15 protein-coding genes are annotated in these 12,764 nt (G+C 42.4%); 7 read left to right on the top strand and 8 right to left on the bottom strand.

Annotation, left to right across the window (positions count from 1 at the left end; all coding sequences use genetic code 11):
- Positions 1-25 precede the first annotated feature (25 nt).
- Entirely contained in the window at positions 26-1,168 is a 1,143-nt protein-coding gene (locus tag RHO15_01055; protein WVD64132.1) for an MFS transporter, read from the bottom strand.
- Positions 1,169-1,401: 233 nt separating this feature from the next.
- Here RHO15_01055 and RHO15_01050 point away from each other — a divergent pair, with 233 nt between their 5' ends.
- The 6 genes from RHO15_01050 to RHO15_01025 all read left to right on the top strand — a co-directional run bounded on the left by RHO15_01050 (position 1,402) and on the right by RHO15_01025 (position 8,408).
- On the top strand, positions 1,402-2,625 hold the full coding sequence (locus tag RHO15_01050) for an aspartate aminotransferase family protein (GenBank protein ID WVD64131.1): 1,224 nt from the start codon (positions 1,402-1,404) through the stop codon (positions 2,623-2,625).
- Positions 2,626-3,013: 388 nt separating this feature from the next.
- Positions 3,014-3,637: a ribosome biogenesis GTP-binding protein YihA/YsxC gene (yihA, locus tag RHO15_01045; protein ID WVD64130.1), complete on the top strand. Its 624-nt coding sequence runs from the start codon at positions 3,014-3,016 to the stop codon at positions 3,635-3,637.
- Positions 3,638-3,652: 15 nt separating this feature from the next.
- Positions 3,653-5,095, top strand: a complete 1,443-nt coding sequence (locus RHO15_01040) for a sigma 54-interacting transcriptional regulator (protein ID WVD64129.1) — start codon at positions 3,653-3,655, stop codon at positions 5,093-5,095.
- A 404-nt stretch (positions 5,096-5,499) separates the two neighbouring features.
- A complete protein-coding gene (locus RHO15_01035) occupies positions 5,500-6,765 on the top strand; it encodes an L-serine ammonia-lyase, iron-sulfur-dependent, subunit alpha (GenBank protein ID WVD64128.1) in 1,266 nt (421 codons plus the stop codon).
- 131 nt (positions 6,766-6,896) lie between these two features.
- Complete coding sequence (locus tag RHO15_01030) at positions 6,897-7,718, top strand: manno-octulosonate cytidylyltransferase (protein WVD64127.1); 822 nt, start codon at positions 6,897-6,899, stop codon at positions 7,716-7,718.
- A 15-nt stretch (positions 7,719-7,733) separates the two neighbouring features.
- The gene (locus tag RHO15_01025) at positions 7,734-8,408 is read left to right on the top strand and encodes a histidine phosphatase family protein (GenBank protein ID WVD64126.1); all 675 of its coding nucleotides are present in this window, start codon (positions 7,734-7,736) and stop codon (positions 8,406-8,408) included.
- Positions 8,409-8,623: 215 nt separating this feature from the next.
- Here RHO15_01025 and RHO15_01020 read toward each other — a convergent pair whose 3' ends face one another.
- The gene (locus tag RHO15_01020) at positions 8,624-8,908 is read right to left on the bottom strand and encodes a helix-turn-helix transcriptional regulator (protein WVD64125.1); all 285 of its coding nucleotides are present in this window, start codon (positions 8,906-8,908) and stop codon (positions 8,624-8,626) included.
- 112 nt (positions 8,909-9,020) lie between these two features.
- On the opposite strand from RHO15_01020, the gene RHO15_01015 reads away from it, so the two are divergent.
- Positions 9,021-9,269: a helix-turn-helix transcriptional regulator gene (locus RHO15_01015; GenBank protein ID WVD64124.1), complete on the top strand. Its 249-nt coding sequence runs from the start codon at positions 9,021-9,023 to the stop codon at positions 9,267-9,269.
- 429 nt (positions 9,270-9,698) lie between these two features.
- Here the strand turns inward: RHO15_01015 and RHO15_01010 are convergent, their stop codons facing one another.
- From RHO15_01010 to RHO15_00985, 6 genes are all read right to left on the bottom strand, one after another.
- Positions 9,699-10,043, bottom strand: a complete 345-nt coding sequence (locus RHO15_01010; protein WVD64123.1) for an immunity 8 family protein — start codon at positions 10,041-10,043, stop codon at positions 9,699-9,701.
- A gap of 11 nt (positions 10,044-10,054) precedes the next feature.
- Positions 10,055-10,240, bottom strand: coding sequence for a hypothetical protein (locus RHO15_01005; GenBank protein ID WVD64122.1), 186 nt, complete (start codon positions 10,238-10,240; stop codon positions 10,055-10,057).
- Positions 10,241-10,363: 123 nt separating this feature from the next.
- Positions 10,364-11,047: a hypothetical protein gene (locus tag RHO15_01000; protein WVD64121.1), complete on the bottom strand. Its 684-nt coding sequence runs from the start codon at positions 11,045-11,047 to the stop codon at positions 10,364-10,366.
- 303 nt (positions 11,048-11,350) lie between these two features.
- Entirely contained in the window at positions 11,351-11,611 is a 261-nt protein-coding gene (locus tag RHO15_00995; GenBank protein ID WVD64120.1) for a hypothetical protein, read from the bottom strand.
- A gap of 201 nt (positions 11,612-11,812) precedes the next feature.
- Positions 11,813-12,064 (bottom strand): hypothetical protein, encoded by a 252-nt coding sequence (locus RHO15_00990; GenBank protein WVD64119.1) that lies wholly within the window; start codon positions 12,062-12,064, stop codon positions 11,813-11,815.
- Between the two features lie 18 nt (positions 12,065-12,082).
- Positions 12,083-12,514: a hypothetical protein gene (locus RHO15_00985; GenBank protein ID WVD64118.1), complete on the bottom strand. Its 432-nt coding sequence runs from the start codon at positions 12,512-12,514 to the stop codon at positions 12,083-12,085.
- Positions 12,515-12,764 lie beyond the last annotated feature (250 nt).

The following is a 12,764-nucleotide window of genomic DNA, read 5'->3' as shown; positions in this document are numbered from 1 at the left end:
AATAGCGCGTTATCTGTTTTTATCACTATTTTTGGCATCGGTTGACTGCTTTTACATACCCAACCCATATCATGAGCGCTAAAATGGCTAGCCCAGAACCGGCGTAGACAATTGCTAGCCAGCCATACAAGCTAAATAGATAGGTTGAACTGATTGAACCGATCATACCCCCAATAAAATAACTCACCATATAACCAGAGTTCATGCGACTGCGTGCTTCCGGACGAATTTGATAAATCGCGTTCATGCACGAGACATGGGTCACTTGTACAGCAAAATCAATCACCACGATACCTAAAATTAATAAGCATAACGAGGATTGCGCGAATGAGAGCGGCAGCCAGGCAATGAGTAGCGCAACGAGCCCAACGGTGGTCACTAAGATACCCCTGCCTTTATCGGATAAGCGACCGACAATTGGTGAGGCCAGTGCACCTGCAGCGCCCGCGATACCGAATAAACCGATGATAAAATCAGAATAGTGATAAGGCTCAGCACTGAGTAAAAAGGCTAACGGTGTCCACAGTAACGAGAACAGACAAAAGGCAATACCACCCATTAAAGCCCGAATACGTAGTATCGGTTCTTGAATAAATAGTGAACCAATAGAACCAATCAATCGCCAGTAATTAATATTTATTTTGTGACTAAAGCGTGGCAGGGATATTGCCAGGCAGATCGTGACCAGTGCCATAATGAGTGCTGCAACAGCATAGACGGTTCGCCACTGACCAAAGCTTGAAACCGTGCCTGCAAAGGTTCTGGCCAGTAAGATACCTAATAATAGTCCGGCCATCAACACCCCGACAATCCGGCCTCGTGAAGCGGGTGTGGCGATCGTGGCAGCAAACGGGATGAGTACCTGAGCAACCGCTGAAAATAGGCCCGCAATCGCTGTGCCAACGAGTAGCATCTCTATCGAAGTTGCATTTGCGCTGATAGCCAATCCCAAAGTAGATAATAGCATCAGTGCCAGAATCAGTGATTTCCGCTCAAATTTGTCACCTAATGGCGTGATAAATAGGAGTCCTAATGCGTAACTAAATTGTGCTATGGTGATAATAATACCCGCATGTTCCATTGAGACACTAAGATCGCTGGTGATGGAGTGTAACAGTGGCTGAGCATAATAATTAGAAGCAACAGTGATACCCGTTGCAAATGCCATTAATATCATAAGCCATGGAGATAGTCCTGTTGCTGAGCTGTTCATCGTATATTGATCCAAAATAAAAAATAATTATAGCAATAATCGAGTAGTTATAAAGTAAATATTAGCGCGTCATTGAAAATATTAATTGAATTTTCATTCATTAATAGTGAATAAATATATTGTATTTTTTATCCTTCTCTCTACAATAAGATCATCACATCTTTAATCATTTTAAGTGGAAGAAGATTATGCCTCAGTCAATTGACCAATCTGTAAATCGAGCGCTGTTTGATAAAGTCATTTTACCTGTTTATGCACCTGCACCTTTTATTCCGGTGAAAGGTGAAGGTAGTCGGGTTTGGGATCAGCAGCATAATGAGTATATTGATTTTGCTGGTGGTATTGCGGTCAATGCACTTGGTCACTGTCATCCCAAATTGGTCAGTGCTTTAAAAGCGCAGAGTCATAAACTATGGCATGTCAGTAATGTGTTTACCAATGAACCAGCATTAAAGCTCGCTCAGCGTTTGACGGAGAATACGTTCGCCGATCGGGTCTTTTTTGCTAATTCAGGTGCCGAGGCTAATGAAGCCGCTTTTAAGCTCGCGCGCCGCTATGCGATTGAGACCTATAGTCCCTATAAAACCAAAATCATTGCCTTTTATCAAGCCTTTCACGGTCGAACGCTATTCACCGTATCCGTAGGCGGACAAGCCAAATATTCTGACGGTTTTGGACCTAAGCCGGCCGATATCATCCATGTGCCGTTTAATGATCTTGCGGCCGTCAAAGCGGTGATGGATGACCATACCTGCGCAGTGGTGATTGAACCGATTCAAGGTGAAGGTGGCGTCACACCAGCGACACCGGAATTTTTGCAAGGATTGCGGCAGCTATGTGACCAATTTAATGCCCTGCTGGTGTTTGATGAAGTGCAGTGTGGGATGGGACGAATCGGATCGTTATTTGCTTATATGGACTATGGGGTGGTACCAGACATTTTAACCTCCGCTAAAGCACTCGGCGGCGGTTTTCCGATTAGTGCCATGTTAACCACCCATAAAGTGGCCCAGGTGATGCACCCGGGTGTGCATGGTACCACTTATGGTGGCAATTTATTAGCCTGTGCGGTGGGACTGGCGGTTTTTGATGTCATCAATACGCCAGAAGTGCTTAAAGGGGTTGCTGCCCGTCGCAATGCTTTTATTGAGCAGCTCGAGACCATTAATCAACAATTTAAGGTATTTACCGGGTATCGTGGTAAAGGCCTATTGCTTGGCGCGGAACTGAGTCCTCAATATCATGATAAATCGAGCCATTTCTTAGCAGTGGCGGCTGAATTTAAGGTGCTCATCCTTAATGCGGGCCCGAATATTTTACGCTTTACTCCCTCGTTAGTGATTACTGATGAAGAGATTAAAGATGGCATGAATCGTTTTGCCAAAGCCGTCGCCAAGATTGTCCAGGCTTAGTTTACACGGTTTGCCAATCCCGCCTCTTGACAGGTCTAACTTGTGCTGGTTGTGTCAGGAGCCATGCGCTGATTATATGCTGATGAGCGAACGCTCAGGAAGCGTGATTTGCCGGTTTTTACGATCACTTTGCTGACGATTGATAGCGATGTGTCGGCAACTATGTTAAATTACCGCCCATAGTGACGCAATATCGTTGGTTTTTGATGATGAGTGGGATCTTCGCGCTGTCATCATATCCATCAAGGTATTCAGCCTTAAAATAGGCTGCTTTCAATGTGTGAATCAGCATGGCTATCGGGATAAATAACCGATGGCAGGTGATAGATTGTGTCGCCTGAGTGAATAAGATCAGACAAAGCCAATAATCAAACATAGGAGCCAACTTGTGGCGACAGTCCGTAGTTTAAATTATGCAAAAACTCATTTTGTAACCAGTGCACCCGATATTTCACATTTACCGGTTGATAGCGGTGTTGAAATTGCTTTTGCTGGTCGTTCAAATGCCGGTAAATCCAGTGCCTTAAATACCTTAACCCACCAAAAAAGTTTAGCCAGAACCAGTAAAATGCCAGGGCGAACTCAGCTGATTAACCTGTTTGAAGTCGAAGACCATTGTCGTATTGTCGATTTACCCGGTTATGGTTATGCCGAAGTGCCTGAAGCGGTAAAACAGAAATGGCAAAAATCATTAGGCGAATATCTGCAGAAAAGAGAAAGCTTAAAAGGTTTAGTGGTGTTGATGGATATCCGGCATCCCCTTAAAGACCTCGATCAGCAGATGATTGATTGGGCGGTATCGGTGGGTTTACCGGTATTACTGTTACTGACTAAATCCGATAAGCTATCGAGTAGTGCGCAGAAAAAACAGCTGAATATGGTGCGCGAGGCGATATTACCTTTCCAGGGTGATATCACAGTTGAAACCTTTTCATCGTTAAAAAAACAGGGTGTCGAACAGCTGAAAGCCAAGCTTGATCACTGGTTTAGTGAAGTAACCTCGCAAGCATAACGAGCGTTATATCACATGTCCATTCCCTTGATTCAGATTCAGGATTTTATCCAATCTTATGTCGATGCCATTTCGGCTATTTTAAATGTTGGTGTGACTGTCGTGGATAAGGATTTGGTGCGGATTGGCGGCACCAATCTCTACTCCGAGCAGATTGGTAAAGTGATTAATCATGGCGCTTTTTATCGTAAGGTAATTGAAACCGGCCAGCCCGGCATTATGACCAAATCTCAGCACAATGTGCTATGTGCTCAGTGTGCTTTTTGCCAGGAATGTACCGAACTGGCCGATATTGCCTACCCTATTTTCTATGAAAATGAGGTCGCCGGCGTAATTGGCTTGATTGCCTTTTCTGAAGAATCAAAACATAATTTACTGGCCAATAACACCAATTTTGAAATCTTTCTTAAGCACATGAGCTCCCTACTTGAGAGCAAGCTCTTGACGCTGAAACAGAACATTCAATTAGGTGAGCAGCTCGATGAGGTGATGGCTATCACGCGTCAGCAGCAAGATCTACCGCGGTTTATTGGCCATGATCCCTGTATTGAAGCCATGATGTCGCTGGTTAATCGGGTGTGTGATTCGGCATCGACGATTTTAATTACTGGTGAAAGTGGTACCGGCAAAGATGTGCTGGCGAAAACCATTCATCGGCGTAGTCACCGTGCTAAGCATATGATGGTCTCGGTGAATTGTGGCGCCATTGCTGAGAGTTTGATTGAAAGTGAGCTCTTTGGCTATGAGGCGGGAGCGTTTACCGGGGCAAGTAAACAAGGTCATATGGGCAAATTTGAACTGGCCAATGGCGGAACGCTATTTCTTGATGAGATCGGCGAAATGTCTCTCTCAGCACAGACCAAGTTATTACGGGTACTACAAGAGCGAGTGATTCAGCGTATTGGCGGTAAAAAAGATATTCCGGTCGATGTGCGGGTGATTTGTGCCACCAATCAAAATTTACTTAAACTGGTAGAAGAGAAAAAGTTTCGTATGGATCTGTTCTATCGGATTAATGTCATTCCGGTGACGATCCCGCCGTTACGCGAAAGAAAATCAGATATTCCCTTACTGATTAGCCAATTTTTGGCCTATTTCAATCAGGCCTTAAAAAAATCGATCACCCTGCAAGATGAAAAAGTGCTGCAAACTTTAATCGCTTACGACTGGCCGGGTAATGTGCGTGAATTAAAAAATATGGTTGAGTATCTGGTGAATATCAAAGAACAGGGCGCCGTTCATTTAAGCGATCTACCGGCACATTTAGTCTCGAAAAACTTTATTGAGCTTGGCACAGACTTGTCCCTGAAAGATTTAATGCTTGAGCAGGAGCGTCAGTTACTCAAAGTGATGCTCGTTGATGCGCCGACCACCGAAGATAAACGCCAGCTTGCCCAAAAATTAGGTATTTCGCTCTCCTCGCTTTATCGTAAAATGGCACAATATCATCTCGATTAAGTGAGCGCGGTTTCCATGTAATGACGCTTAACTCAATTTCCTAAATATAAGAAAATTATTCCTGTTTATCGGAATTCCTCCCTGCGCCCTCTTTTTATACTGTATCTAACCTACTTTTTACCGGCTGACATGATCCGATAAATCGCCTTTGAACTCGGCTGATTGCCCTTTTTCATCTTTTATTTAGCTTTAATTTCTTAAAAATAAGAAATTAAATCTGTTACAGTAGTCAGCTTGAGAAAAGTTGCCGATTTACTCGCGTGTTTTTAGCTCATCTACACCGGTATTGAGCGGTTAAATAGCGTGTTTTACTGTTTTATTGACTGAATAAGCGTAGATTGGCACACAACTTGCAATCTCTTGAACCTGAATAGCATCGAACCCAACCCAATATGAGTATTGATATGACCTGCGAATTAAAATTAATCAAATTATTACGTGATGAAATGGTATTAGCCTTGGGCTGCACCGAACCCATTGCGATTGCGTATGCTGCGGCGTTAGTGACCCAGCATTTAGGGCAGGTACCGGAACGGCTATTGGCACAATGCAGTGCCAATATGATCAAAAACGTGAAAAGCGTGATTGTGCCTAACTCAGGCGGCATGAAGGGGATTGAAGCAGCTTGTTTAGTCGGCGCCTATTTTGGTGATGCAGATAAAAAACTCGAGGTGCTTTCAGCGGTTTCGCCGTCTCAGGCAAAAACCTGTCAATCACTGCTGGAAAAGCACCTTTGTGAGGTTAAGCTCCTAGAAAGCACCTCAACTTTACATATTATCATTACCGGTTATGCACAAGAAAACAGCGTCAGTGTCGAGATTCGTGATAACCATACTCAGGTGGTGAAGGTGATAAAAAATGGTGAAGTACTGCAGACGCAAACCGCTGCCCCTGCGCAGTTAGTCGAGGCCAGTTTACTTGATAATATTGCGATTGATGAGATTATTGCCTTTGCGCGTCAGGCTGATTACAGTCCAATTGTGGATTTACTGGATAAAGCGATTGCTTGTAATACGCAGATTTCCGCAGAGGGGCTAAAAAATCCTTATGGCGTCAATGTCGGCAAAGTCATTATGATGACTTCTGAGGATAGTCTAAAAAATCGCGCCAAAGCGGTGACCGCAGCCGCCTCGGATGCGCGTATGAGTGGCTGCGATTTGCCGGTGATGATTAATTCCGGAAGTGGTAATCAAGGCTTAACTGTATCACTGCCGATTATTACTTATGCCCGTGCGCTGGACTGTTCGCAGGAGCAGCTTTATCGTGCCTTAATTTTAAGTAACCTGATTGCGCTATATGAAAAATCCTATATTGGTAAACTGTCCGCTTATTGTGGCGTAGTATGCGCCGCCAGTGGTAGCGCGGCCGGCATCACCTTGCTTAAAGGCGGTACGGACAGCCAGATTGAAGCGGCCGTTATCAATACGCTCGGCACGCTATCGGGCATGATTTGCGATGGCGCTAAAGCGTCTTGTGCTTCTAAAATTGCGACCTGTGTGGATACCGCAATCACCTGTCATGAGATGGCCATGCTGGATAATGTGCTGTCGGCCGGTGACGGTATTATCAAATATGATTTGGCTAAAACTATTCAGATGGTCGGCCGATTAGCCAATCAGGGCATGCAGACCACCGATAAAGAGATCTTAAAGATTATGCTGGATAAATAGATCAAGGGCTGAGTCTCTTGATTCGGCTTTGTACTCTGCAAAAATTTACTAGGCATTACGGTATTGTTAGTTCAAAATAGTCGGCGATTAACTGAATTGAATGTACTGCATTTTAGAACAAGAGAAATAGCATGAAAGATATTATGATTGTTATCCCGGCCAGATATAGCTCTTCTCGCTTTCCGGGTAAACCGCTGGTTAAGATAGCGGGCATTGAGATGTTACGACGGGTTGCCGATATTGCGCGCAGCATTTGTCTGAAAAATGCCGATTGTGGTTATGTGGTGGCCACGGATGATGAGCGTATTATGGCTTTTTGTCAGCAGTATGATCTGCCGGTTAACATGACCGCGGCATCTTGTCAAAGTGGCACTGAACGCGCATGGGATGTGGTGAGCCAGTCAGCGATAAAACCGCAGTTTGTGATCAATCTGCAAGGTGACAACCCGTTATGCCCACCCCATGTGATTCAAGCGCTGATTGATCAGTGGCGTACGGTGGCTGCCGATATTTTTACCCCCTATATTCAATTAAGCTGGGATGAGTATGACCGCTTTGTCCAGCATAAAAAAATCACCCCTTATTCCGGCACCAGCGTGCTGGTTAATAAAGATCACTTTGCCATGGCCTTTTCAAAAAATATTTTGCCGGCGATTCGTCAGCTTAGCGAAGCGAAAAAACAGCTCAGTATGAGTCCGGTTAAACGGCATGTTGGCCTGTATGGCTATACTTATGCGGCGTTACAGGCTTATTTTTCGCTGCCTGAATCGCTGTGTGAAAAAAGCTATATTGAAGGGCTTGAGCAGATGCGCTTTCTGGAAAATGGCCTAAAAGTGAAGATGGTTGAAGTCGACTATCGTGGCCGTAAGACCACCAGTGGCGTTGATTCACCGGATGACGTGGCTCGCGTTGAGCAAATTCTGGCTGAATTTGGTGAGCTTGATCTTAATTAAGGGTGTTAACGCAAGATGAAACGACTGATTATTGCCCGGCATGGCAACACCTTTACTGCTGATCAGACCCCAACTCGTGTCGGTTGCCATACTGACTTACCGCTAGTGGAAGAGGCTCTGGGCCGGCAGATTGGCCAGTATTTGCGTCAGCAGCAGATCATACTGAGTAAAGTCTATGCAGCACCGTTAAAAAGAACTCTGCAAACAGCACAGTTAATTCTGGCTGAAGCTGGGCAAGCATTACCGGTTGAGCCTTTGGCGGACTTTCTGGAAATTGATTACGGTCCTGATGAAGATAAACCTGAGGCGCAGGTGATTGAACGATTAGGTCGTCATGCGCTGGCGCGACAAGGCGATAGGCAGCCCACGCCAACTGCAATTATCGATGCCGGTAGTGCGGTCATCGAACGCTGGAATCGTGACGCCACGGTGCCCGATGGCTGGCAGGTGGATGTCGGCAGTATTATCACGACCTGGCAAAATTTTGCTGACCAGATCGCGGATAATGAAACGGTGCTAGTGGTCACCTCTAACGGTATTATTCGGTTTGCGCCGCATATTTTAGATGCCGCGGATTATCAGCAGTTTATCGGTAGCGCGTCATTAAAAGTGAAAACCGGCAGTCTGTCGATATTTGAAAAAAATCAGTATAGCTGGCAGTGCCGTTTATGGAATCAAAGACCTGTTTGATACAATGGCTTAACTAGTGTGATGGAACGCGGCAGTTTCGCGTTCTATTTTCTCAATCGAGACAAATTCTACGATGAGTGGGTAAGGCGATCGTCTGCGCTTGAATGATTCTGCTTGCCTTATCGTCAAGCAAGAATAAACTGCTACTTATCTACTTATCTACTTATCTACTTATCTACTTATCTACTTATCTACTTATCTACTTATCTACTTATCTACTTATCTATCTGGCTGTGTGCATAGTCAAGAATCAGCTGCGCCAGGCCATCGCTCTCGGCATAAAAATAGGCCAGTGGCACACCTAGTACTTCTGCCAGTTTGCCGGCAGTTTCAAGATTTACTTCATGAATACCCTTTTCATAGCGATTGATACGAGTACTGGCCACAAACTCATCAATCCCAGCGGCAATACCCAGCTGTTTTTGCGACAGGTCTTTGCGCAGTCTGGCCTGTTTTAAACGTCGGCAAAAGAGATGTTGGTATTTATTCTGTAACGTCATAAGTCGGTTAAATCGGATCCATAAAGAAATGCTACGATAGTCGTAATTTTTTGTTGCTTTGCATACTACGTTTATCGTAGTATTGGTTATCGAACATCATGAGGTAACAAATATGAATCAAGAAGATTGGCATCCAGCCGACATCATTGCCGGACTCAAAAAGAAGGGCACCTCCCTTTCCGCTTTATCACGTCAGTCTGGTTACGCGGCCTGCACATTAGGTAATGTGTTACTGCGCTCATGGACGCGCGGCGAATTAATCATTGCCAATAAATTGGGTGTGACGCCAGAAGAGATTTGGCCATCACGCTATCAAAAGACGCGCTATTTAAGGGATAGGCGTAAACCATCCCATGAATAATTTTTGATTAGGTACAGGCTGTAACGGCGATTCAGGATACTGGCGCCATAAAGAGCGATGGGCTGTTTAATATCAGTTACCGGGCGCTATCTTAACGGATATCAACAGGTAACGCCTCGCGTTTTGTGCCATGGTATAGATAGGATTCGCTATTTATCTTAGTGGTCAGAGATTAATCATATCTTATTGAAATGTATTAAAATAATCATCATACATAAGACTTAAATAGCGCTGCTATAAGTGTTAGAATGAATAAACCAGATTGTCTATTATCAACAACCCGCGCATGATTGTTGATTCAAAATAAAACTGATTACTGGTTGGTTTGGATTATTATTAGGATATTATTGCGCATTCTGCTATTAGATTTTATTTTGTTAAGAAAACGTCTCATATGTCCATATTCTTTTTATCTTATCGAATTGTGTATCAAGGTTGATAGTCTTCAAATTCCCACGCAAAATATCGTGATAGCTTTTGAGCAGTCTCCTCCCAAGTATTACTATTACATTTTTCAATGCATGCATTAATTTCATTTTTTATTTCATCTAAATTAAATTTCCTCACAACCAGCATATGACGTAAGATTTCTGGTTTATATATTTGCTTGTCTAAATACTGAGTGGAACAAATAGTTAAATCAAAATAGTTGATTGAATTGCTCTCTTTGGGACCGATAAATAGCGTGACTAAAATTCTAAAACTATCTTCATCAGGACAATAGTTGTTAATATCAACATCAAAAGAATCTATTTGTTTTAGTTCTGCTTGCATAAATACTCCAATTATTCATTGATTATTAAATGACCATTACCTAGTTTGATTTTTTGTCCATAGATATCAAATTTATACGTTTCAAAATTAGCTTGTATTCCTGTTGGATTAAATTTTGTTGGTGTATTACTTTTTTGTATTGGAGGTCTATACCCTCTTGTTTTATCCGCACTAATCAAACCGCCAGCACTAGTCATACTATAACCATCACCAACCCAAATTTTACCTAACTCATTTGCCTCTTTGATTGTTGCGTGACCAACACCATAATTTAATTGACCATTATCACCTTTAATGACTCGGGCTAGAATTGGATTTTCTCATGCCATATTATTGGTATTTTGGTCGTGAAGTGCTTCTTTTAGTTTTTGGTAATTATAAGCATTATGATTTTCGTGGCTTACCGCTTCTAACCGATATTTATTTTTTGTTCTGATCTCAGTATATAGAGATTTAAAGTGTGCGTATTTAAATACTCTTAAGGATTTTAATAGTACATCGGCTAAAGCACCGGCAATCATGTCCGCTGCTACACCTTGTCCATATTTGCTAAATCTTCCTAGCGGTTTTAGAAATTTCAGCGACTTAAAAGCGGGAATAAAATCAGTCAGAAACTGTGAAACGCCGCGAGCCATTGCTCCGGTTTTGGTCTCTGCTGATGCGATAGCCGGCAATTCAATTGGATTGTTAAACTTATCCAGATTAGTATAAATAAAGCGGTACTGACCTGATATCGTCTCGGCGAGGCTTTTATCACTGGTTAACCACCCGAGCGCAATCTGATTAGGATTGATATAATCGTCGAAACGATCGATTAGCAGACGTGTTTGTAAGAGTTCAAAGGCTAAATCTAAATTTGATTTGACTGCATCGCGGGCGCCTCCGAGTATTTGTAAAGGCACATCGTAATACCAGGCCCGTTTCTCTTTTTGATGATCAAACAGCACATCGACATATTTTACACCATAAGGGAGCTTGACATAAACGTAGCCATTCTCATCCAATTTTCCGATAAAAATGAGATTATCGGTGCTGCTATTAAACAGGGTGAAAGGCTGGTAAGGTAAATTCTTAACCTCTAGCTCAATCCAGTTCTCCTCCTCGGCACTCGGCTGCTCAATGAAGTCTTGTGGATCATAGTAGCCAGTTTTTTTCGCTTCTGTGGTGACTATTGACGGATGATTTTAACGTGAGGGCGGTAAAAAACACTATGATAAACTGGTGGTAACTCAACTAAAACCGCGCGTTCAGACGTGATGGTCTCTTTGAGCGCCCGAGCGATATGGGCAGGATGTTTGTTGTATAAGTCACGGCCATGATATAGACCCAGTTTTTCCAGTGTGATAAATAGATCGACACACTTGCTCAACGTGGTTAACGCAATAGTGAATTATCTCATCATACTCATCGTCATAAAAGTGTTTAACACGCTGATATTGTGATATCGAACGATTATCCAATAGGGTTTTTATTGCGAAAGGTTGGCGATTGCTGTCACTTTGCCGCAGCGCTTCATCGGCTTGTGCTTTTTGCCACGCTTGACGGGTCATCAGTTTATATCTTTTCATCTTTAAACCGGACTTATCGCTATGAATAAAACTATGCTAATGTGTCATGTGGTAGGGTTCAAGTTTTATCTGCTTGATATGTGATATATATTTAAAATTGTGTTTTCAATATCTTAAACCTAGAAAGACTACTCTGTTTAAAAAAGATAAAACTTGATAACTTATCAATAGTGAATAACTCAATGCATTTCAAAAATGGGCTCAGCTTTCGCTTTTTAGAACGTTTAACGATACGATATGCTCAGGTTTGGCCGGTACCGACTGATGTCTATCTTGATCGATTCGATTAGCCTTGGGATTGATTAATGCGTGAAAAGAGGAAACCAATATTTTTCCCCAAGGATATTCAATGTAGGTTTTTACTTTGTTAGGATCAAGTGGACATCGAATTACCATTGGCTCACCAATTGCTCCCAATTTAACGCCAAGAGGATCGTCTAGTTCAAAACACATACTGACTTGCTCGCCTCCCTATAATCCCAGTAAATATTTAGTCCCACTGCCTCCAAGTTTAGTCTCTGTAAAATTGAAAGAAATACGATCATCTCTAGCGGAGCTTTGGCAATGGTCAAAATAACTATCCCATTTCTCTTTGATAGCAAGTATTTCTTCTTGTGAAAATAGGCGTCCGTGCTCATTCAAAAACGTTTCTCTTATTTCCTTACCAGTTTGAATCAATAGCCCTTTCGAGCGAATACTCTCAGGTAAAGCCCTTGTGTAGTGAATACCGATAATTCGATTGTTTTTACAATACTGATCAATGTCTCTAACCAGAGTAGAAATATTTCGTTGTTCTACTAATGATTCTGAGCATGCTTGAGAAAGGCATGAGCTTTCTATTGCTCTAAGCCGGGCAACAAATTCACCAGGAAGCTCCAAGGGTTTACAAAGATCTATATTCATATTTAAGTTTACCTGAAGTACAGAACTAATAATTTATTTTGCCTGATATATGGTCTTCAATCAATGCTAGCAGGTTCTAAAGTATCTTTTACCTTTAGATCCAGATCATATGAAGCAATAGTCTAAAAAACGCTTAAACTTGATAAAAATTGTTTGATTTAATACATAAATCGTTTTTAATATTTTTTGATTGGACAAAAAAGATAATGGAATAGTTTATAGATATTAATTTAAAAGAGATGATTATATT

The organism is Orbaceae bacterium lpD01, assembly GCA_036251705.1.
GTDB lineage: Bacteria > Pseudomonadota > Gammaproteobacteria > Enterobacterales > Orbaceae > Utexia > Utexia brackfieldae.
This window is presented reverse-complemented; position numbering and strand designations above follow the sequence as displayed.

What these genes read in the sequence shown, in the direction of transcription:
- RHO15_01055 (WVD64132.1), bottom strand. Translation starts at nt 1,168, where the DNA reads ATGGCATTTGCAACGGGTATCACTGTTGCTTCTAATTATTATGCTCAG.
- RHO15_01050 (WVD64131.1), top strand. Translation starts at nt 1,402, where the DNA reads ATGCCTCAGTCAATTGACCAATCTGTAAATCGAGCGCTGTTTGATAAA.
- RHO15_01040 (WVD64129.1), top strand. Translation starts at nt 3,653, where the DNA reads ATGTCCATTCCCTTGATTCAGATTCAGGATTTTATCCAATCTTATGTC.
- RHO15_01035 (WVD64128.1), top strand. Translation starts at nt 5,500, where the DNA reads ATGACCTGCGAATTAAAATTAATCAAATTATTACGTGATGAAATGGTA.
- RHO15_01030 (WVD64127.1), top strand. Translation starts at nt 6,897, where the DNA reads ATGAAAGATATTATGATTGTTATCCCGGCCAGATATAGCTCTTCTCGC.
- RHO15_01025 (WVD64126.1), top strand. Translation starts at nt 7,734, where the DNA reads ATGAAACGACTGATTATTGCCCGGCATGGCAACACCTTTACTGCTGAT.
- RHO15_01020 (WVD64125.1), bottom strand. Translation starts at nt 8,908, where the DNA reads ATGACGTTACAGAATAAATACCAACATCTCTTTTGCCGACGTTTAAAA.
- RHO15_01015 (WVD64124.1), top strand. Translation starts at nt 9,021, where the DNA reads ATGAATCAAGAAGATTGGCATCCAGCCGACATCATTGCCGGACTCAAA.
- RHO15_01010 (WVD64123.1), bottom strand. Translation starts at nt 10,043, where the DNA reads ATGCAAGCAGAACTAAAACAAATAGATTCTTTTGATGTTGATATTAAC.
- RHO15_01005 (WVD64122.1), bottom strand. Translation starts at nt 10,240, where the DNA reads ATGACTAGTGCTGGCGGTTTGATTAGTGCGGATAAAACAAGAGGGTAT.
- RHO15_00995 (WVD64120.1), bottom strand. Translation starts at nt 11,611, where the DNA reads ATGAAAAGATATAAACTGATGACCCGTCAAGCGTGGCAAAAAGCACAA.
- RHO15_00990 (WVD64119.1), bottom strand. Translation starts at nt 12,064, where the DNA reads ATGTGTTTTGAACTAGACGATCCTCTTGGCGTTAAATTGGGAGCAATT.
- RHO15_00985 (WVD64118.1), bottom strand. Translation starts at nt 12,514, where the DNA reads ATGAATATAGATCTTTGTAAACCCTTGGAGCTTCCTGGTGAATTTGTT.